The organism is Flavobacterium ginsengisoli (genome assembly GCF_029625315.1).
Lineage (GTDB): Bacteria > Bacteroidota > Bacteroidia > Flavobacteriales > Flavobacteriaceae > Flavobacterium > Flavobacterium ginsengisoli.
In genome coordinates this window covers 2767997-2792466 of the sequence record NZ_CP121110.1, presented here as the reverse complement: position 1 = coordinate 2792466, position 24470 = coordinate 2767997, and the positions used below count along the sequence as shown (strand labels likewise).

The following is a 24470-nucleotide window of genomic DNA, read 5'->3' as shown; positions in this document are numbered from 1 at the left end:
GTAAACAGATGACAAGTTTGTTGGTAATTATAGTTGTAGTTTTATTAGCAGTTGCATTATGGCAATTGACGAAGATATTTGATCTTACTCAGGTTGGAGCTTCTTCGAGCGATTCTCAGGTTGCATCAGATAATGATAATAACATTCAAGGATATATTATGTTTGGCTTTTTAGCTTTCATTTATATATTTACTATTTACGGTCTATTAAAATGGGGAGGTTTAGCTTTGCATACTCCTGCATCTGAACATGGGCTTTTGGTAGATAATTTAATGAATATCACTTGGGTTTTAATTTTCTTAGTTCAATTTATTACACAAGGTTTATTATACTGGTTTTCTTTTAAGAATAGAGGTAATAAAGATAAAAAAGCATTATTCTTTGCTGATAGTAATAAGTTAGAGGCAATTTGGAGTATTATTCCTTCTGTTGTTTTGGCTTGTTTAATTCTTTATGGATTGTATGCTTGGAATAACATTATGTTCGTTGATAAAGATGAAGATGTAATCGAAATCGAATTGTACGCTCAACAGTTTAAATGGACTGCAAGATATGCTGGACAAGATAACGTTTTAGGTAAAGCTAACGTTCGTTTAATCCAAGGTGTAAATACATTAGGTGTTGACATGTCAGACCCAAATGCTCAAGATGATATTGTAGTTTCAGAATTACATATCCCTAAAGGTAAAAAAGTTCACTTCAAAATGCGTTCTCAGGATGTTTTGCACTCGGCTTACTTTCCTCACTTTAGAGCACAAATGAACTGTGTTCCAGGTATGGTTACTGAATTTGCATTCATTCCTACTTATACTACTGCAGAATATAGAGAATTACCATTTATGGTTGAAAAAGTTGCTAACATTAACAAACTTAGAGCTGAAAAAAGCGTTGAGTTAGTTGCAAAAGGTGGTACAGCTTTAGATCCTTATACATTTGATTACTTATTATTATGTAATAAAATCTGTGGTGCTTCTCACTATAATATGCAAATGAAAGTTGTAGTTGATACTCCAGAAGATTACAAAAAATGGTTAAGCGAGAAAACTACTTTAGCTCAAGATATTAAAGCGGCTGCTGCTGCTGAGAAACCAGCTGAAGGAGCTGCACCAACTACAGATACTACTGCAAAAATTATTGACACTGTTAAAACAGTTGTTGATACTGTAAAAGCAGCTGTAGCTAAAGTTGCGATAAAATAATATTATTAAGAAAATTTAAAGTACAAATATATGTCAGCAGAAGCGCACGGTCACGATCACGGACACGATCACGAGCACGAACATCATCATAAAGACACGTTCATTACTAAATATATTTTTAGTATTGATCACAAAATGATTGCTAAACAATACTTGATTACTGGTATTGTTATGGGAGTAATTGGGATTGCAATGTCCTTGCTTTTCAGAATGCAATTAGCGTGGCCAGAGGAGTCTTTCAAAATATTTAATGTTTTATTAGGAGATAAATTTGCACCTGATGGTGTAATGGCAAATGATATTTATCTAGCATTAGTTACAATTCACGGTACCATCATGGTATTCTTTGTACTGACTGCTGGTTTGAGTGGAACATTTAGTAACTTATTGATTCCGCTTCAAATTGGAGCAAGAGATATGGCATCTGGATTTATGAATATGATTTCATACTGGTTGTTTTTCTTATCTGCAGTTGTAATGTTATCTTCTTTATTTGTTGAGGCTGGACCAGCATCTGCAGGATGGACAATTTATCCTCCTTTGAGTGCATTGCCACAGGCAATCCCTGGATCAGGAACAGGTATGACATTATGGTTAGTATCTATGGCTATTTTCATCGCATCTTCTTTGATGGGATCTTTAAATTACATTGTTACTGTACTTAACTTAAGAACTAAAGGAATGTCTATGACTAGACTTCCACTTACAATCTGGACATTTTTCGTAACAGCTATTATTGGTGTTATTTCGTTCCCGGTTTTATTATCTGCAGCATTATTATTGATTTTCGATAGAAGTTTCGGTACTTCATTCTTCTTATCTGACATCTATATTGCTGGTGAAGTTTTACACTACCAAGGAGGTTCTCCTGTATTATTCGAGCACTTATTCTGGTTCTTAGGTCACCCTGAGGTTTATATCGTAATCTTACCAGCGATGGGTCTTGTTTCAGAAATTATGGCTACAAATGCTCGTAAACCAATTTTCGGTTACAGAGCGATGATTATGTCAGTTCTTGCAATTGCATTCTTATCTACTATCGTTTGGGGTCACCACATGTTTATTTCGGGTATGAATCCTTTCTTAGGATCTGTATTTACTTTTACAACTTTATTGATTGCAATTCCATCTGCTGTAAAAGCATTCAACTGGATTACAACTTTATGGAAAGGTAACTTACAATTTAATCCTGCAATGTTATTCTCTATCGGAATGGTTTCTACTTTCATCACTGGAGGTCTAACGGGAATCATTTTAGGAGATAGTACACTAGATATTAACGTTCACGATACATACTTCGTAATTGCTCACTTTCACTTAGTAATGGGTATCTCTGCACTTTATGGAATGTTTGCTGGTATTTACCACTGGTTCCCTAAAATGTACGGAAGAATGTTAAATAAAAACTTAGGTTATATTCACTTCTGGGTAACTGCGGTTTGCGCTTATGGAGTTTTCTTCCCAATGCACTTTATCGGGTTAGCTGGTTTGCCAAGACGTTACTATACAAATACTAACTTCCCATTATTTGATGATTTACAAAATGTGAATGTTTTAATCACAACATTTGCTCTTGTAGGAGGTGCATTCCAATTAGTATTCTTATACAACTTTTTTAGCAGTATTTTCTACGGTAAGAAAGCAGTTCAAAATCCTTGGAAATCTACAACTTTAGAGTGGACAACACCAGTTGAGCATATTCACGGTAACTGGCCAGGAGAAATTCCTCACGTATATCGTTGGCCGTATGACTACAGTAACCCTAATCACGATGTAGATTTTGTTCCTCAAAATGTACCAATGAAAGAAGGTGAAGAAGTTTTACACCACTAAAAAATAATCAAAGGCTGTCAGAAATGACAGCCTTTTTTGTTTAGTTAAAGTTCTAAACGTTGAGTTGAACTGTTTTACAAACTGATTAGTTTATATATCTTTGTAGGATGAATGAAAATCTAGATCCTACTACTAAAGGATATAACTCAGAAGAGTTAGATCTTGAGAAAAGATTACGTCCGCTGTCCTTTGATGATTTCGCTGGACAAGATCAAGTTTTGGAAAATTTAAAAGTCTTTGTTGCTGCAGCAAACCAACGTGGAGAAGCACTTGATCATGCACTTTTTCACGGGCCTCCAGGTCTTGGTAAAACGACTTTGGCAAATATTTTAGCTAATGAATTACAAGTAGGTATTAAGATCACTTCTGGGCCTGTGTTGGATAAACCTGGTGATTTAGCAGGTTTGTTGACAAACTTAGATGAACGAGATGTTTTATTTATTGACGAAATTCATCGGTTAAGTCCAGTTGTTGAAGAGTATTTGTATTCGGCAATGGAAGATTTCAAGATTGATATCATGATTGAATCGGGTCCAAATGCTAGAACTGTCCAGATCAATCTGAACCCTTTTACTTTGATTGGAGCTACTACAAGATCGGGATTATTAACAGCACCTATGCGTGCTCGTTTCGGAATATCTTCGCGTTTACAATACTATACAACTGAACTCTTAACTACGATTGTTGAGAGAAGTGCTTCTATATTAAAAACACCTATTGATCTGGAAGCTGCCATTGAAATTGCAGGCAGAAGCCGTGGAACTCCTCGTATCGCAAATGCATTGTTGAGACGCGTTCGCGATTTTGCTCAGATTAAGGGTAATGGTAGAATCGATTTGGAAATTTCTAAATATGCTTTAAAAGCATTAAATGTTGATGCACATGGTTTGGATGAAATGGATAATAAGATATTGTTGACGATTATTAATAAATTTAAAGGTGGTCCTGTTGGTCTTTCGACTTTGGCAACTGCTGTTTCTGAAAGTAGCGAAACTATTGAGGAAGTTTACGAACCTTTCCTTATTCAGGAGGGATTCATTATGCGTACGCCTCGTGGTCGTGAAGTTACGGAGAAAGCCTATAAACATTTAGGAAAAGTTAATACTAACATTCAAGGAGGTTTATTTTAAAAGCATATGAAACATTATTTTTTATTTGTACTATTTGTTTGTTTAAACTCTTTTAGTCAGACTCATTATTTTCCCCACCTTTCTTATGGTAAATCATCTCAGCAGATTTTAGATTTGTATGCTCCTAATGAAAATTTAAAAAATTTACCAGTAGTTATTCTTATTCATGGAGGATCTTGGTCAATGGGTGGACTTGAGTATACTAAAAAGCATGCAGAGGATATTGCTAATAAAGGATTTGTTGTTGCTAATGTTGATTATCGTTATGCAAATGATAGTGTTTCAGCTAAAGATTTATTAGCAGATATTGATGCTGCTGTTAGTTATGTTTCAAAAAAATCTGGTAAGTATGGTTACACTAAAAATGGTTATCATATTGTTGGAATTAGTGCTGGTGCACATTTGGCATTATTATACGGGTACACTAAAAAGAATATGAAATCTATAACGGCGCTTTGCGCACCTTCAAGATTAGATTCTCCTGAAGTATTAGAATTTAGAAAAAAGAACGGTCGTTTTGATATTATTGAAAAATTAGCTGGAACTAAAATAGATTCTAGCGGAGACAATAGTGCAATAATTAAGATAAGTCCGTTTAGTAATATTTCAAACGTACCGACATTGTTAATTCATGGTGACGCGGATAATGTTGTTAACGTTAGTCAGTCTCAAAATCTTTATAATGAATTAAAAAGAAAGGGAGTAGAAACAAAATTAATCATTAGAGAAGGTAAAGCACATGATGTTGGAATGAATACACCTGAAACTGAAATACAGAACATAAAGAATATTACAGAGTGGATTTCACAGCATAATAAGTAAATTTGATTAAAAAGATAAAATAATCATTACTGTTTACAGTACTGCTTTAATTCTATTCAAGATGTCTGAACATATAAATTATAGTTACCCGACCAGACTTTCAATATTGAGATTTTTTAAAGATGCTGAAGGTGTTCGAAGAAATCCAATTCCTTTTCATAAAAGATATTTTGAGAAATTTGGTGATTCTTTTTCTATTAGAATTGGCTTATCGAGGTATATAATTTTATCCAGAGACAATGAAATTGCGCAATATATTTTAGTCAAAAATCAAAGAAATTATAACAAGTCCAAATTTCAGTCTGTATATCTTTCAAAATATTTGGGAAAAGGACTTTTAACTAGCGATGGTGATTTTTGGTTAAAGCAAAGACGTCTTATTCAGCCTGCTTTTCATAAACAAAAGATGAATCAGCTGGTTGACAATATGAACAAAACAATTACTGCTGAAGTTGATAATTTAGATGAAAATAAATTTTTTGATGTCTTTCCAGCAATGAGTCAGCTTGCTTTTAATGTTGTTGCAAAGTCATTATTTGAATTTTCAATTTCGGAAGAAAAGCTTCATAGAATAAAATTCATTATAGAAGAAGTTCAGAAGTTTTTAGTTAAAGAAATCAGACTTCCTCATAAGGCATTGTGGTTTTCATTAAGCGGACAAGTCAGAAAGCATTTAAATTTAGCAGAAGAAAATAATAATATTATTCAAGAAATTATTGAAGGAAGAAATGCTTCGAATGAAGAATACAACGACCTTCTTAATATGCTTATGGAAACCCGATATGAAGATACGGGAGAGAGCATGTCTATGCAGCAGTTGATTGACGAAATTAAGGTTTTATTCATTGCTGGTCATGAAACAACAGCGAATGCTTTAACTTTTACACTTCATTTTTTGGGAAGATACCCTGAAATCCAACAAAAGATTTTTGATGAAATCACGGAGATAGAATCTCATACTGATAATGTTATTGAACAGCTTCAGAAAATGACTTATACCAATGCGGTTTTAAATGAATCAATGCGTTTGTATCCTCCTGCTTGGATTACAGATAGAGAAAATGTTGAAGATGATTCTTTGACTGAATTTAAAATCAAAAAAAGTACATTAATTGGAATATCATTTTATGAATTACATCGCAATCCAAAGTATTGGGATATTCCAGATCAATTTATTCCAGAACGATTTTTAGGCGAACAAAAGAAAAAGTCAATGCAGTACTTTTATCCTTTTGGCGCTGGTCCAAGAATGTGCATAGGAACTGGTTTTGCTATTTATGAAATGTGTTTAACAATTTCGCAAATTGTAAAAAAGTACGAGATTAAAACTAAAAACGAAACGGTTAATTTTAATCCTTTAGTGACTTTAAAGCCTGTTAATATTGAAGTTTCATTTTCAAAAAGATGAGTATTAATTCGAAAGAAACATATTCAAAGTTTATAAAAGAAGAAGCCAAAAGGCTTGGATTTCTTTCTTGTGGCATATCTAAAGCGGGGTTTTTGGAAAAAGAAGCCCCTCGGCTTGAAAATTGGCTGAAGAACAATCGCAATGGTCAGATGGCTTATATGGAAAACCATTTTGATAAACGTCTAGACCCCACTTTATTGGTTGATGATGGTAAGAGCGTTGTTTCACTTTTACTGAATTATTATCCAGATTCTACACAAAATGAAGAAAGTTTTAAGATTTCTAAATATGCTTATGGACAAGATTATCATTTTGTAATTAAAGACAAATTAAAAGAATTTCTCCATTCGATTCAGGAAAATATTGGAGAAGTTTCAGGACGTGCTTTTGTTGATTCTGCACCTGTTTTAGATAAGGCTTGGGTCTGCTAAAAGTGGCTTGGGTTGGATTGGAAAAAACAGTAATCTTATTACCCAAAGGGTCGGCTCTTTTTACTTTATTGCCGAACTAATTATTGATTTAGACTTAGAATACGATCATGCAGTTACAGATCATTGTGGATCTTGCACAGCTTGTATCGACGCTTGTCCTACTCAAGCAATTGTTGCTCCGTATATTGTTGACGGAAGTAAATGCATATCGTATTATACTATAGAATTAAAAGAAAATCTTCCTGCAGAAATGAAAGGGAAATTCGATGAATGGATGTTTGGTTGTGATACCTGCCAAGACGTTTGCCCATGGAATCGATTTTCTAAACCTCATTCAGAACCGCTATTTAACCCTAATCCAGATTTACTTTCTTTTACCAAAAAAGACTGGATGGAAATTACTGAAGAAACTTTTAAACAGGTTTTTAAAAACTCACCTATCAAAAGAACCAAATTTGATGGACTAAAACGAAATATCAAGTTTTTACAATAGGGATTTTTGTTTAATGTTTAATGTTTGTTATTTATAGTCTTGATAATGAGTGTTTTATTATTTTAAGATTCCCTTTTTGCTGTTTTTTATTTCTTACGTTAAATTACTTATTTGTCAATAAATTCTGTAGGAATTTGAAAATATTCTAAATTTTTAAGAAAATTCTGCTATTTCATTGTCGTATTTTTATATTTTTTTGATTTTCAAGCTATGAACAGTTGTTAAAAACTGTTGTTTGACGATTTTATCTGCATTTTGTCGGAATAATGAGGATTGATTTCATTCCTCGATATACTTTCGCGCTTTCCAAATCTACTTAATTTAAAACTGTTAAGACTTTTATAGTCTTTAATTTACTATATGACAATGGTCTACATGATGTCTTTTTTATATGTATGTCTTAAAAAAGCTGTTCTAAGCTTTTTTAAATCCATTTTCTGTTTTTTCACGTATCTCATCAATATGCTAAAAATGTTCATCCATTTTTTGGCATCCGAAATTTCTGTTCCACAAACCCAAGTTGTCTATGCGTAACTCTACTTTTTGTAAGTCTGGATTTTCTAGGCTAATTTTCTTTATTTCATTTGTCACATTACCAATATTTTCATTCGCACAAGTATGTGGAACTCCTGGAGTTGACGGACCTGTTGCTGTGTCAAGTTCTGTCAATACATATTATCCAATTACTGGAAATGTTACATTAAGTGCAGGGGCGCAATCTGTATATCTAGCAGGTGTACCAGCAACAGATCAATACTCGAATAATTTTGGAGCAACTCCAATCTCTGCAGGAGATTTGATTTTAATTATTCAAATGCAAGATGCTACGATAAATTATACCAATACAACTAGTTACGGTTCTGGTACAACGAACAGTGGTCCAGATTATCTTGGAGGAACTGGATTAACATCTCTTGGTAATACTGGGGTTTTTGAGTATGTAATCGCAACAAATAATGTGCCCTTGACTGGAGGAAATTTAACGTTTAAAGGGACTGGTAATAATAGTGGTGTCTTAAATAGTTTTTATAATGCAGATGCTACAACAACAAGAGGGAAAAGAACATTTCAAGTAGTTAGAGTGCCTCAATACTCTAATTTAACTCTGACGGCTAATATCACAACGCCTCCTTTTAATGGAGTTGCTGGTGGTATTATTGCTTTTAATGTTTCTGGAACTTTCAATTTTAATGGCTTTAGTATTGATGGTAGTTCAAGAGGATTTAGAGGAGGATATAGTCCAAAAGCAGGTTCGGATCTTAATAATTCTACAACTTATGTTGGTGATTCAGGAAATAGTAAAATTTCTGGAAAGGGAGAAGGAATAGCTGGTACACCTAAATATATGTGGGATGGTTTTAATCAGGTAGCAAATACAGTTGAAGGAATGCCAGGCGGTTCTTCTGGAAGAGGAGCTCCTGCTAATGCTGGAGGTGGCGGTAACGACCATAACACTGGCGGAGGCGGTGGCGGTAATGGTGGATTTGGTGGTCTTGGAGGAGCTGGCTGGCAAGGAGGAGGAGGAGATCTCCTTTCTAATAATCTTACAGGTGCAGGAAGACCAGGATCAAAATCGTATTCCACAATTGAAAAATTTCCTAGGCTTATTATGGGCGGAGGTGGAGGTGCAGGAGATGCTAATGATGCCTCTACTGGTGTAAAAGGTGGTGTTGGAGGAGCAATTATTCTTATTAATGCTGGAAATGTTTTAGGAAATGGTACCATTTATGCCAATGGTGGAAAAGGAGCACCAGGAACTTATGCTAATTCACCAGATGGTGCAGGAGGAGGAGGAGCTGGCGGAACAGTTTTATTGAATGTATCTAATAATAGTATTGCAAGTATAAAAATAGAAGCGAACGGTGGTGACGGAGGAAATACTGAAAATGACGATAACAATGAACACGGACCAGGTGGAGGTGGAGGTGGAGGAATTATCTGCCATAATGTTTCAAGCACAGTAACCATTACAACTAGTGTGCTTGGTGGGGCTGCAGGTAAATCTAATGCAGGAAAAGGAATCAATCATGGTGCTGTAGCTGGAACAGTTGGTTATGTTTCAACTTTTACAGTTGCAGACGTACCGCCAAATTTACAGGTAAATGCTAACTGTTTTCCAGTTCTTGAGACGAAAGTAAAAACATTATCTGCAACTGCAATTTGTAATGCTATTGATGAAAAAGTTTCTTATGAAATCGAAATAAAAAATACGGGAGCTGGAAACGCAGCAGGTGTGATGTTGGATTTTAATTTTCCAACAGGTATCGAATTTGATTCAGCTACAGCAGTTTATTCTACTGGAGCTTCTGGACCAGCAGGAACTCTAGCTAATTCGGCTACAGCTACGGCTAATAATCCTGTTTTTGGAGGGTTTAACATTGCACAAAATGCAGTTGTTACCATTACTTTAATTGGAAAAGTAGCCGCTTCTATAGCGGCAGGAACTTATAGTGCAAATGCTCAAGCCTTATATCTTGATCCAACACGTACAACAGTCAATTCTACTAGAAGAATAACGGCATTTACAAATGCTTATGGCAGTGCAAATAAAACGTATGAAGGTACAGGCCAATCAAATGTTCTAGGTGTAAATTTTAGTGGAACAGGTACTGCCGTTGATGATATTTCAATTTTAGCTTTGCCTGCAGCTCCCACAGTTAGTGTAACCCAAACAACTTGTACTGCTCCAACAGGTACAATAACTGTTAATACACCTGCAAACGGTTCTGGAATAAGTTATACATTAACGGGAACAAATCCTGTTTCTGCTTCAGTAAATAGTACAACAGGTGTTTTTTCTGGATTGGTACCAGGTACCTATTCTGTAACTACAACAAATGAACAAGGATGTACTTCTGCTGCAAACACTGGTATTGTTATTAATGCAGTTGTTGGAGCGCCAACGGCGACAGGTGTAACTATTTGTCAAGATGGAACTGGATCATTGACAGCTTCTTCTCCATGTGGAACATCTAATAGCACAGGAGCAAAAATTGCAAGAGCAGGTAATAGTGTAGGCACTACATCACTTTCTTGGTCTAATCCTTCAAGAGTGACTTCTAATGATTCAAGTTATGCATCTGCAACTGTTAGCAGTGGAGGGAATACCACTGTTGCTACGAGGTCTCTTCAAGGAACAGATTTTGATTTTAATATTCCTACTAATGCTACAATTACTGGAATTCAAGTTACAATTGGTCGTTATGGTAGTACTGCCAGCTCTACAGTGAATGTTAAAGATAATGTTGTTAGTCTAATTAAAGCAGGAACTGTTATTGGTGAAAATAAAAGCATCACAGGATCTAATTGGTCAACAAGTTCTACTTCTGTGGCAAATTATGGTGGATCATCAGATTTATGGAACACCACTTGGACGCCCGCAGATATTAATAATGCAAATTTTGGAATTGCTTTATCTGCAAGTATCACTAGAACATCAAATAATGACATTACTGCCTATGTAGATTATATGCAGATTACTGTAAATTATACTATAGGGGGAATTGAATGGTATACTACATCTACAGGAGGTTCATCAATTTATACAGGTACTTCTTTTAATCCAGTGGGAGTTACAGGATCTGGATTGACAAGTACCGCTACAGCAACAACAAAAACGTATTATGCGACTTGTTCAGGTAATTCAAATTGTAGAGCGGCGGTTAATTTCGTTATTAATGCAAAACCAACAATTACAACAAGCACTTCTAACTCACGTTGTGGTGCAGGAGAAGTAATTTTAGGAGCTACAGCATCAGCAGGAACTATTAATTGGTATGCAAGCATCAACAGGAGGAACGTCTTTAGGAACAGGAGAAAGTTTTACGACACCAAGTTTATCTACAACAACTTCTTATTATGTTGAAGCAACAGACAATGGCTGTACTACACCAACAAGAACAGAAGTTAAAGCAACAATAAATACAGTACCAACAATAAATTCGACAACAGAAGGTTCAATATGCGGTTCCGGATCAGTGAAATTAACTGCAACTGCATCAACTGGAGCGACTATTAATTGGTATGCTGATCCTACAAGCTCAACAGTATTAGGAACAGGAACAACTTTTAATACTCCAACTTTAACAGCTACTACAACTTACTATGTAGGAGCAGTAACAGCGTCAGGTTGTACTTCAACGTCTAGAATTGCTGTCGCGGCAGTTATAAATACAGCTTCAAATATTGTATTTACAAGTGGTACTCAAAATCCAACAGTTTGTTCTGGAGCATCAGTTCCAAATGCAGTATATACTTTTGGAGGAAGTGCTACAAATGCTACAGTATCTAACTTGCCTGCAGGATTATCTGCTGCAGTTGATACTAATGCAAAAACAGTAACAATTTCTGGAAATCCAACAGCAGCTGGTACTTATATCATTACTACAGTTGGTCATACTGCTCCTTGCGTAGAAGTAACAATTCAAGGAACAGTTACCTTATCACCAAATGTAACAATTGCATCATTTTCACCATCAACGTCTTCTCGTTGCCAAGGAGTTGAAACAATAACAAGAACTACAACAGCAACAAATTCAACAGGTAATATTACATATAGCCTAGATTCTGCAAGTAGCACAGGCGGAAATACTATAAATTCAGCTACTGGAGCAGTAACTTATGTTGCAGGGTGGTCGGGAACAACTACAATCACAGCAAGTGCTGTGGGATGTAATGGACCAGTAACAACTACTCATACAGTAACAACAAATGCTTTGCCTACAGCAACTATATCTGGAAATTTAACGGCATGTTTAACTACGACTTTGACAGCCAATTCAAATGCAAGTTCGCCAACTTATGTTTGGTATAGAAATAATGCCGTTATTCCTAGTCAAACTTCTTCTACGTTAGTTGTAAATTCTGATGGAGATTATAAAGTAAAAGTTAAAAATTCTTCAACTGGATGTGAGGCCACTTCTGCTGCTTCTACAGTAAAAGTTAGTGATACAGAAAAACCTGTAAAACCTGTTTTAGCAGATATTACGGGAGAATGTTCTGCAACAGCAACAGCTCCGACAACGACTGATAATTGCAAAGGGACAGTTACAGGAACAACGACAGATCCTCTGACCTATAACGCTCAGGGAACTTATACCATTAACTGGAGTTTTAGCGACGGAAACGGAAACGTAGAAACTGCGACTCAAAAGGTAATTGTTAAAGACACTCAGAAACCTGTAAAACCTGTTTTAGCAGATATTACGGGAGAATGTTCTGCAACAGCAACAGCTCCGACAACGACTGATAATTGCAAAGGGACAGTTACAGGAACAACGACAGATCCTCTGACCTATAATGCTCAGGGAACTTATACCATTAACTGGAGTTTTAGCGACGGCAACGGAAACGTAGAAACTGCGACTCAAAAGGTAATTGTTAAAGACACTCAGAAACCTGTAAAACCTGTTTTAGCAGATATTACGGGAGAATGCTCTGCAACAGCAACAGCTCCGACAACGACTGATAATTGCAAAGGGACAGTTACAGGAACAACGACAGATCCTCTGACCTATAATGCTCAGGGAACTTATACCATTAACTGGAGTTTTAGCGACGGAAACGGAAACGTAGAAACTGCGACTCAAAAAGTAATTGTTAAAGACACTCAGAAACCTGTAAAACCTGTTTTAGCAGATATTACGGGAGAATGCTCTGCAACAGCAACAGCTCCGACAACGACTGATAATTGCAAAGGGACAGTTACAGGAACAACGACAGATCCTCTGACCTATAATGCTCAGGGAACTTATACCATTAACTGGAGTTTTAGCGACGGAAACGGAAACGTAGAAACTGCGACTCAAAAAGTAATTGTTAAAGACACTCAGAAACCTGTACAGCCAACATTGGCAGATATTACGGGAGAATGCTCTGCAACAGCAACAGCTCCGACAACGACTGATAATTGCAAAGGGACAGTTACAGGAACAACGACAGATCCTCTGACCTATAATGCTCAGGGAACTTATACCATTAACTGGAGTTTTAGCGACGGAAACGGAAACGTAGAAACCGCGACTCAAAAGGTAATTGTTAAAGACACTCAGAAACCTGTACAGCCAACATTGGCAGATATTACGGGAGAATGTTCTGCAACAGCAACGGCTCCGACTACCACAGACAACTGTGCAGGGACAGTTACAGGAACAACGACAGATCCTCTGACCTATAATGCTCAGGGAACTTATACCATTAACTGGAGTTTTAGCGACGGAAACGGAAACGTAGAAACTGCGACTCAAAAAGTAATTGTTAAAGACACTCAGAAACCTGTACAGCCAACATTGGCAGATATTACGGGAGAATGCTCTGCAACAGCAACAGCTCCGACAACGACTGATAATTGCAAAGGGACAGTTACAGGAACAACGACAGATCCTCTGACCTATAATGCTCAGGGAACTTATACCATTAACTGGAGTTTTAGCGACGGCAACGGAAACGTAGAAACTGCGACTCAAAAGGTAATTGTTAAAGACACTCAGAAACCTGTAAAACCTGTTTTAGCAGATATTACGGGAGAATGTTCTGCAACAGCAACAGCTCCGACAACGACTGATAATTGCAAAGGGACAGTTACAGGAACAACGACAGATCCTCTGACCTATAATGCTCAGGGAACTTATACCATTAACTGGAGTTTTAGCGACGGAAACGGAAACGTAGAAACTGCGACTCAAAAGGTAATTGTTAAAGACACTCAGAAACCTGTAAAACCTGTTTTAGCAGATATTACGGGAGAATGCTCTGCAACAGCAACAGCTCCGACAACGACTGATAATTGCAAAGGGACAGTTACAGGAACAACGACAGATCCTCTGACCTATAATGCTCAGGGAACTTATACCATTAACTGGAGTTTTAGCGACGGAAACGGAAACGTAGAAACTGCGACTCAAAAAGTAATTGTTAAAGACACTCAGAAACCTGTACAGCCAACATTGGCAGATATTACGGGAGAATGCTCTGCAACAGCAACAGCTCCGACAACGACTGATAATTGCAAAGGGACAGTTACAGGAACAACGACAGATCCTCTGACCTATAATGCTCAGGGAACTTATACCATTAACTGGAGTTTTAGCGACGGAAACGGAAACGTAGAAACTGCGACTCAAAAAGTAATTGTTAAAGACACTCAGAAACCTGTACAGCCAACATTGGCAGATATTACGGGAGAATGCTCTGCAACAGCAACAGCTCCGACAACGACTGATAATTGCAAAGGGACAGTTACAGGAACAACGACAGATCCTCTGACCTATAATGCTCAGGGAACTTATACCATTAACTGGAGTTTTAGCGACGGAAACGGAAACGTAGAAACTGCGACTCAAAAAGTAATTGTTAAAGACACTCAGAAACCTGTACAGCCAACATTGGCAGATATTACGGGAGAATGCTCTGCAACAGCAACAGCTCCGACAACGACTGATAATTGCAAAGGGACAGTTACAGGAACAACGACAGATCCTCTGACCTATAATGCTCAGGGAACTTATACCATTAACTGGAGTTTTAGCGACGGAAACGGAAACGTAGAAACCGCGACTCAAAAAGTAATTGTTAAAGACACTCAGAAACCTGTACAGCCAACATTGGCAGATATTACGGGAGAATGTTCTGCAACAGCAACGGCTCCGACTACCACAGACAACTGTGCAGGGACAGTTACAGGAACAACGACAGATCCTCTGACCTATAATGCTCAGGGAACTTATACCATTAACTGGAGTTTTAGCGACGGAAATGGAAACGTAGAAACCGCGACTCAAAAAGTAATTGTTAAAGACACTCAAAAGCCATCAATTACTTGCCCGTTGGCAGTTTCAGTTTTAGCAGATGCGAATTCATGCACTGCAACTGGAATTGTTTTAGGTACTCCGACAGTATCGGATAATTGCTCTGGAACTGTAACAGTGACGAATGATGCACCTTCAAGTTTCCCAGTCGGAAACACTACGGTGACATGGACAGCAACAGATACAGGAGGAAATACAGAGACTTGCACGCAAATCGTTCAAGTAATTGGTGAAATTACAGCAAATGATGATAGTGTTTCTTCATCAAATGGAATAGCTGGAGGAGTAGTTATTACCAATGTTTTTGATAATGATGTTTTAAATTGTGATAAAGTAAATAGAGGAGATATTGATGTTACAGTAAATGGTACTGTACCTTCAGTGTTAATTTTCAATACTGCAAATGGTGCTGTTTCAGTAAAACCGAATACACCAACGGGTACTTATACTTTTGATTATTCAATTTGTGAAATTGCTAATAGCGGAAATTGCAATACGGCTACGGTTAAAGTTGAAATTGTGAATGGCTTAGTTGCAGTTAAAGACGATTTCGGAACAAAAACTTCCGGATCGACAGCATCAGTAATCGGCAATGTTAAAACGAACGACACTTTAGACGGGGCATCTGTTACGTCCACTAATACAGTTGTGACTGTTGGCAGCGACGGGCCATTGAGCGTTGATGCAGACGGAGACGTTACCCTTGCCGCAAACACGCCAAGCGGAACTTACAGCATCACATACGAAATCTGCGAGAAGGATGCGAACCCTTCAAACTGCAAAACTGCAGCTGCGGAAGTTAAAGTTGAAAACGGTTTGATTGCAGTTAAAGACGATTTCGGAACAAAAACTTCCGGATCGACAGTATCAGTAATCGGCAATGTTAAAACGAACGACACTTTAGATGGAGCATCTGTTACATCCACAAACACTATTGTTACAATTGGCAGCAACGGTCCATTGAGCGTTGATGCAAGCGGAGACGTTACTCTGGCTGCAAACACGCCAAGCGGAACCTACAGCATCACATACGAGATCTGCGAGAAGGATGCGAACCCTTCAAACTGCAAAACCGCGGTTGCAGAGGTTAAGGTTGAAAACGGTTTGATTGCAGTTAAAGACGATTTCGGAACAAAAACTTCCGGATCGACAGCATCAGTAATCGGCAATGTTAAAACGAACGACACTTTAGATGGAGCATCTGTTACGTCCACAAACACTATTGTTACAATTGACAGCAACGGTCCATTGAGCGTTGATGCAAGCGGAGACGTTACTCTGGCTGCCAACACGCCAAGCGGAACCTACAGCATCACATACGAGATCTGCGAGAAGGATGCGAACCCTTCAAACTGCAAAACTGCAGCTGCGGAAGTTAAAGTTGAAAACGGTTTGATTGCAGTTAAAGACGATTTCGGAACAAAAACTTCCGGATCGACAGTATCAGTAATCGGCAATGTTAAAACGAACGACACTTTAGATGGAGCATCTGTTACATCCACAAACACTATTGTTACAATTGGCGGCAACGGTCCATTGAGCGTTGATGCAAGCGGAGACGTTACTCTGGCTGCAAACACGCCAAGCGGAACCTACAGCATCACATACGAAATCTGCGAGAAGGATGCGAACCCTTCAAACTGCAAAACCGCGGTTGCAGAGGTTAAGGTTGTAAATATAATAGACGCAATACTGGATACTATTACTCCAATTAATGGAAACATTGGCGGAACAACAATATCTCTAGTAGAAAACGATACACTAAACGGTAATAAAGTAGTAATTGGGACTAATTCAGGAGAAGTTACAATAAATATTGTTGGCACTTTACCGTCTGGATTAACGCTAAATACAAATGGAACTATTACAGTAGCTCCAAATACACCAAAAGGAAATTATAATATAGAATATATAATATGTGAAGTAGGTGCAGTTCCAGCAAACTGCGACTCGGTAACTATTACTGTTCCGGTTACGGCAGGAAATCTGGTTGCGAATGCAGACGAGATTCCATCAGTTTTAGGATCGGACGTTCCTCAGACATTAGGTAAAAATGTTTTTGAAAATGACACTAAAAACAATCAGCCATTAGATCCGGCAGATGTTACGCTTAAAACTACGACTGCAGATCCAAAAGGATATCTGACTGTTGATGCGGACGGAAACATTGTTTTAGGAGCAAATCCTCCAGCAGGAACTTATGAATTGACATATGAAATCTGCGAGAAACTGAATCCGGACAACTGCAGTTCAAACACTGTTAAAGTAACAGTCGGCTTGCCTGCAATCGATGCGGTTGAAGACGTAATCGCTTCAATAAACGGAAACATTGGAGGAACAACAATTTCATTGACGGCAAACGATAAATTGAACGGAAAAGCGGTAGTGGTTGGAACAGGAGCAGGAGAAGTTAAGTTTGAAATTATCGGTACGCTTCCATCAGGATTCACGCTAAATTCAGACCATACTATAACTGTTGCGCCAAATACGCCGAAAGGAAATTACAGCATAGAATACAAAATCTGCGAAAACACCAATCCGACAAACTGCGACTCGGTAACTATTACTGTTCCAGTTACGGCAGGGAATCTGGTTGCAAATGCAGATGAGATTCCATCAGTTTTAGGATCGGACGTTCCTCAGACATTAGGTAAAAATGTTTTTGAAAATGACACTAAAAACAATCAGCCATTAGATCCGGCAGATGTTACGCTTAAAACTACGACTGCAGATCCAAAAGGATATCTGACTGTTGATGCGGACGGAAACATTGTTTTAGGAGCAAATCCTCCAGCAGGAACTTATGAATTGACATATGAAATCTGCGAGAAACTGAATCCGGACAACTGCAGTTCAAACACTGTTAAAGTAACAGTCGGCTTGCCTGCAATCGATGCGGTTGAAGACGTAATCGCTTCAATAAACGGAAACATTGGAGGAACAACAATTTCATTGACGGCAAACGATAAATTGAACGGAAAAGCGGTAGTGGTTGGAACAGGAGCAGGAGAAGTTAAGTTTGAAATTATCGGTACGCTTCCATCAGGATTCACGCTAAATTCAGACCATACTATAACTGTTGCGCCAAATACGCCGAAAGGAAATTACAGCATAGAATACAAAATCTGCGAAAACACCAATCCGACAAACTGCGACTCGGTAACTATTACTGTTCCAGTTACGGCAGGGAATCTGGTTGCAAATGCAGATGAGATTCCATCAGTTTTAGGATCGGACGTTCCTCAGACATTAGGGAAAAATGTTTTTGAGAATGACACTAAAAACAATCAGCCATTAGATCCGGCAGATGTTACGCTTAAAACTACGACTGCAGATCCAAAAGGATATCTGACTGTTGATGCGGACGGAAACATTGTTTTAGGAGCAAATCCTCCAGCAGGAACTTATGAATTGACATATGAAATCTGCGAGAAACTGAATCCGGACAACTGCAGTTCAAACACTGTTAAAGTAACAGTCGGCTTGCCTGCAATCGATGCGGTTGAAGACGTAATCGCTTCAATAAACGGAAACATTGGAGGAACAACAATTTCATTGACGGCAAACGATAAATTGAACGGAAAAGCGGTAGCGGTTGGAACAGGAGCAGGAGAAGTTAAGTTTGAAATTATCGGTACGCTTCCATCAGGATTCACGCTAAATTCAGACCATACTATAACTGTTGCGCCAAATACGCCGAAAGGAAATTACAGCATAGAATACAAAATCTGCGAAAACACCAATCCGACAAACTGCGACTCGGTAACTATTACTGTTCCAGTTACGGCAGGGAATCTGGTTGCAAATGCAGATGAGATTCCATCAGTTTTAGGATCGGACGTTCCTCAGACATTAGGGAAAAATGTTTTTGAGAATGACACTAAAAACAATCAGCCATTAGATCCGGCAGATGTTACGCTTAAAACTACGGCGGCAGATCCAAAAGGATATCTGACTGTTGATGCGGACGGAAACATTGTTTTAGGAGCAAATCCTCCAGCAGGAACTTATGAATTGACATATGAAATCTGCGAGAAACTGAATCCGGACAACTGCAGTTCAAACACTGTTAAAGTAACAGTCGGCTTGCCTGCAATCGATGCTGTTGAAGATGTGATAGCTTCAATCAATGGTAACATTGGAGGAACAACAATTTCATTGACGGCAAACGATAAATTGAACGGAAAAGCGGTAGCGGTTGGAACAGGAGCAGGAGAAGTTAAGTTTGAAATTATCGGTACGCTTCCTGCAGGATTGACATTAAATTCAGATTATACAATTACTGTTGCTCCAAATACGCCAAAAGGAGATTATAAAGTAGAATACAAAATCTGCGAAAATACCAATCCTACGAACTGCGACTCGGTAACTATTACTGTTCCGGTTACGGCAGGAAATCTGGTTGCAAACGAAGATCTTGTGCCTGCAGTTGGAGTAAATATTCCGCAGAAAGTAATCAACGTTTTTGAGAATGATACTAAAGATGGAAATAAATTAGTGCCATCAGATGTAGATCTTAAAGTAATTCAAGCAGATCCAAAAGGATATCTGACTGTAGATGCAGACGGAAATGTTACACTAGCGCCAAATGCACCTGCGGGAGATTATGAATTGACATATACTATTTGTGAGAAATTGAATCCAGATAACTGTGCCTCAAATATTGTAAAAGTAACGGTGACAGAACCAAAAATGACAATTACAGCAGAAAGCTATTGTTCAAATAATGTTCCGTATGTTAATTATACAGTTTCACCAGATAATTTCGTAGCTAATAATTTATTAACTGTTAAATGGATTGATAGCAATAATAATGTAGTAGCAACTCAGACCAATCTGCCATTAAGTGGAAATCTTCTATGGCCAGGAGCAGAAATTGACAGTAACGGAAATGGAATTGATTGGCCAGGATGGATTTTAAATAATGGTATATGGACAGAAGGTGCCGATGGATTTGAAGCTACTAGAAATGGAGTAAAAATCGAGTTTTCATTAAATCCAACTGTTACAGTTTCTGTTGCATATCCGCCTGTTAAACCAGATTGTAATGCACGTCCAACATTTGCTATAAAAGCAAATAATGATGTGGCAGGACCTGTAGATGCTAAGAAAGGAGCAAATGCTACGATTAATATTTTTGAAAATGACTTGTTAAATGGAGTAAAATTCGATCCTTCAGCTGTTATTTTATCAGTTCCGGTTGTTCATCCAAATATTTCATTGAATGCTGATGGTTCAATCAATATAGCGACAAATACACCAGATGGAGTTTACGAATTAACATATCAGATTTGTGAAGCTGCGAATACATCAAATTGCAGTCAGGCGGTGATTAAGATTACTGTTGAGAATAATATTGACTCAGGGCCTCCAACAGCAAATCAAATTACTTTAAATGACGATAATGATGTTCGCGTTGATGGAATTAATGGTTCATTAGAATTTATAAATGTCTTAGACAATGATTTAATAAACGGAAAACCAATAAATCCTGCAGATGTTGTAGTGAAACCTTTAACAGACAGTCCGTATTTTGAATGGAATGAAGACGGTACGGTAAATGTTAAGCCAAATACACCAGGTGGAAATTATGCTTTAACTTATCAGGTTTGTGAAAAAGCTAGTAACACAAATTGTTCTACGGCTGTATTAAATGTTTTTGTAGAAGTGCCTGCTATTTCTGTTATAAAAACAGCAGTTTTCAATGACGAAAATAATAGCGGTTTTGCAAATGCTGGAGAAACAATTACGTACAAATTTACTGTGACAAATACAGGAAATGTACCTCTTGTTGGAATCACGATTAACGATCCGTTGCCAGGAGTAGTCGTTTCTGGACAAGCAATAAACTTAGATGTTAACGAATCTAACAATTCAAACTTTACAGCGGTTTACAAAATCACTCAAGAAGATATTAATAGAGGCAGTGTGAGTAATCAGGCAACTGTAAAAGGAAGCAGTGTAAGAGGAGTTGTAGTTGAAGATCAGTCAGACGATGCAAGCAATAGCGGAGATAATCCAACTGTCTTAGACTTAAATGGATGTTCTATTAAAGTAATGAATGCTTTCTCTCCAAATGGAGACAGCAAGAATGCAAGATTCTATATTAGAGGAATAGAATGTTATCCAGATAATACGGTTGAAGTTTATAACCGTTGGGGAGTTCTAGTTTTCAACATAGATCAGTACAATAATAACGATCGCGTTTTTGTTGGATATTCTAACGGACGTTCAACCGTGAAACAAACAGATGGTCTTCCAGTCGGAACGTATTTCTATATCTTAAAATACAAAGATAGTGCTCAAAAGTCTCATCAAGAATCTGGATACTTATACCTTAATAAATAAAATTGGACTACGGCTTAGTTAGCTCTAAGCCGTTCTAAAGCTTAATAAATGAAAAAGTTAATTTTAGTTTTTATGTTTTTTTCGATTGTGTCACATGCGCAGCAAGATGCGCAGTATACGCAATACATGTATAACACAATCGAAGTCAATCCAGCGTATGCAGGTTCAAGAGGGGCATTAAGCGTTTTTGGTTTATATCGTACACAATGGGTTGGATTAGATGGAGCACCAGAAACAAGTACATTTTCGGTTAATACGCCTTTGAAAAATAGCGATTTAGGACTTGGGGTTTCTTTGGTAAATGATAAAATCGGGCCAACGGTAGAGAATACTTTATCGGCAGATTTGTCTTATACAATTCCAACTTCAGACACATGGAATTTATCTTTCGGGATAAAAGGAACCGCTAATCTTTTTAATATCGATATTAATAAATTGAGTTATGAAGATCAAGACGATCCGCAATTTCAGAATCTTAAAAATAAATTCTCGCCAAATGTTGGAGCTGGACTTTATTTTCATTCAGACAGAGCATATGTAGGATTATCGGTTCCTAATTTTATCGAAACCAACCGTTATGACTCAGATGATGTAGCTATTTTTAAAGAAAAAATCAATTATTATTTAATAGCAGGTTATGTATTTAATCTAGACCGTTTAGAGTACATAAAATTCAAACCCGCTTTAATGACCAAAATGGTAGAAGGAGCTCCTTTGCAAGTCGATGTTTCAGGAAATTTTATGTTCAATGATAAATTTGTTTTAGGACTTGCTTACCGTTGGAGTGCATCTGTTAGTGCAATGGCTGGATTTCAGGTATCAAAAGGAATGTATATAGGTTACGGTTACGATCATGAAACCACACAATTAAGAAAATACAATTCTGGATCTCATGAGATTTTCTTAAGATTCGAGTTCTTTAATAATTACAATAAAATGATATCCCCAAGATTCTTTTAATACAACCTATGAAAGCTAGAAAATTAATATTGATCTTTTTACTGTTTAGTTTTATTTCAAATGTAAATGCACAAAATCCATTTACTACAATGAACATAAAATATGCAGATAAAAAATACGAAGAGTACGCTTACGCAGATGCTATAAAAGTATACGAGACATTGGTAAATTCAGAAACTACTAATGAAGGTGTAATTCAGCGTTTAGCCAATTCATATTATTTTAATGGAGAGTTAAAAAATGCATTAAAATGGTATGAGCAATTATTCGTGATAAACGAAAACCAAGAAGCTGAATATTTGTACAGATATGCCCAATCATTAAAATCGGCAGGAGATTATCGAAGATCTGATGAGATTTTGCAGAAATTCAATCAGAAAGCAACTGCAGAGAAAAGGGCAGATCTTATTAGAAAAGACAAAAATTATTTAGAAGATATAAAAGAAAACTCAGGCCGATTTCAAATAGCCGATGCTGGAGTTAATTCTAGATATTCAGATTACGGAAGTGTAGTTTACAACAATAAAATCGTTTTTACATCTGCGCGCGATACAGGCGGAGTCGTGAAATCCAACTTTCAATGGACAAACAGATCTTTCTCTAGATTATATACAGCCGATTTAATGCCAGATGGAAGTGTTGGAAAGCCAGAACTTTTAGTAAAAAGAAAAAAAGACAATTTTAATGAGTCAAGTCCAATTTTTACAAAAGACGGACGCACTATGTATTTTACCCGAAATAATTTCACAGATGGCAAAAGACGTAGCAACGACAAAAACGTAACCTTATTAAAATTGTACAAAGCAGAATTTATCGATAACGAATGGAAAAATGTTGCAGAACTTCCGTTCAATAGCGATCAATACAGCACGGCACATCCTGCTTTAAGCGTAGACGAAAAAACACTTTATTTTGCATCAGATATGCCGGGAACTTTAGGACAATCGGATATTTATAAAGTAGCGATCAATGAAGACGGAACTTTCGGTACGCCAGAAAATCTTGGACCAACAATTAATACAGAAGCAAGAGAAACTTTTCCTTTTATTTCTGGAGACAACGAATTGTATTTTGCTTCTGACGGACGTCCAGGTTTAGGCGGATTGGATGTTTTTGCTTCTCGTATAAAAGCCAACGGAACTTATGATGACGTTCTAAATGTTGGAGAACCTGTAAATAGCAAACAAGACGATTTTGCTTTTAGCATTGATAGTAAAACCAGAAGCGGTTATTTTTCTTCAAACAGAGAAAACGGACTAGGGATGGATGATATTTACAGATTTACAGAAACTAGAAGATTAATCTGCGAACAAAATTTATCTGGAAATGTTACTGATGCAGAATCAAACGAAATCTTAGCGAATACTTCTCTGACTCTTTTTAATGAAAAATTTGATCCAGTTGGAACAATTACAACAGACGAAAAAGGAAATTATCTTTTTCCTGATTTAAGATGTGGTAAAAAATATACCATTAGAACAGCTAAGAATGATTACAATGCCAAAGAAGTTGTAGTAACTATTAGTAAAGAAAAAGGAGAAACTACTCAATTAATTGCATTAAATAAAGTTTTCAAACCTCTTGCGGCAAAAACGGTAGCAATCAAAAAAGTCGCGATAAGCCCGGTAAAAGTAGGTTCTATAAGAGTAGGTGTAGATATTGCAAAACTATTAAACCTGCCTATGAATTTCTTTGATTTGGGTAAAGCAACCATCAAGAAAACATCAGAACCGCAGTTAATGAAAGTGGTGAATCTTTTAAACGAATATCCAACAATGAAACTTGATATTCGTTCTCATACCGATAGCCGGTCTTCTTCAGAGAGCAATCAGATTCTTTCAGAAAAAAGAGCACAATCAACCAAAAATTGGCTAATTCAAAAAGGAATCAGCGAAGACAGACTAACAGCAAAAGGTTATGGCGAAACGCAATTAGTAAACAAATGTGCAGATGGAGTAAAATGTACAGAAAAACAGCACATGCAAAATAGACGAAGCGAGTTTATTATTGTGGCAATGTAAAACGAACTTCTTTAAATAAA

9 protein-coding genes and 1 pseudogene are annotated in these 24470 nt (G+C 37.1%); all 10 read left to right on the top strand.

The genetic code is table 11. The features are described 5' to 3' along the window. Positions 1 to 8: 8 nt before the first annotated feature. The gene (locus tag P5P87_RS12995) at positions 9 to 1199 is read left to right on the top strand and encodes a cytochrome c oxidase subunit II (RefSeq protein WP_278019568.1); all 1191 of its coding nucleotides are present in this window, start codon (positions 9 to 11) and stop codon (positions 1197 to 1199) included. A 30-nt stretch (positions 1200 to 1229) separates the two neighbouring features. After that, positions 1230 to 3032 (top strand): cytochrome c oxidase subunit I, encoded by a 1803-nt coding sequence (locus P5P87_RS12990; protein WP_198854496.1) that lies wholly within the window; start codon positions 1230 to 1232, stop codon positions 3030 to 3032. A 107-nt stretch (positions 3033 to 3139) separates the two neighbouring features. Then, positions 3140 to 4162, top strand: a complete 1023-nt coding sequence (gene ruvB, locus P5P87_RS12985; RefSeq protein ID WP_198854495.1) for a Holliday junction branch migration DNA helicase RuvB — start codon at positions 3140 to 3142, stop codon at positions 4160 to 4162. Positions 4163 to 4168: 6 nt separating this feature from the next. After that, complete coding sequence (locus P5P87_RS12980) at positions 4169 to 4984, top strand: alpha/beta hydrolase (protein WP_198854494.1); 816 nt, start codon at positions 4169 to 4171, stop codon at positions 4982 to 4984. Between the two features lie 61 nt (positions 4985 to 5045). Beyond that, on the top strand, positions 5046 to 6392 hold the full coding sequence (locus P5P87_RS12975) for a cytochrome P450 (RefSeq protein ID WP_278019567.1): 1347 nt from the start codon (positions 5046 to 5048) through the stop codon (positions 6390 to 6392). Beyond that, positions 6389 to 7316: pseudogene (gene queG / locus P5P87_RS12970) on the top strand (tRNA epoxyqueuosine(34) reductase QueG). The gene P5P87_RS12975 and the pseudogene queG overlap by 4 nt, the downstream one beginning before the upstream one ends. A 526-nt stretch (positions 7317 to 7842) precedes the next feature. After that, positions 7843 to 11181, top strand: a complete 3339-nt coding sequence (locus P5P87_RS12965) for a beta strand repeat-containing protein (protein WP_278019566.1) — start codon at positions 7843 to 7845, stop codon at positions 11179 to 11181. After that, complete coding sequence (locus P5P87_RS12960) at positions 11093 to 21469, top strand: T9SS type B sorting domain-containing protein (RefSeq protein ID WP_278019565.1); 10377 nt, start codon at positions 11093 to 11095, stop codon at positions 21467 to 21469. The genes P5P87_RS12965 and P5P87_RS12960 overlap by 89 nt, the downstream gene beginning before the upstream one ends. 48 nt (positions 21470 to 21517) lie before the next feature. Further along, positions 21518 to 22429, top strand: coding sequence for a PorP/SprF family type IX secretion system membrane protein (locus tag P5P87_RS12955; protein ID WP_278019564.1), 912 nt, complete (start codon positions 21518 to 21520; stop codon positions 22427 to 22429). Positions 22430 to 22437: 8 nt separating this feature from the next. Continuing rightward, positions 22438 to 24450 carry an OmpA family protein gene (locus P5P87_RS12950; protein WP_278019563.1) on the top strand — a complete coding sequence of 671 codons (2013 nt, stop codon included), beginning with the start codon at positions 22438 to 22440 and terminating at the stop codon, positions 24448 to 24450. Positions 24451 to 24470 lie beyond the last annotated feature (20 nt).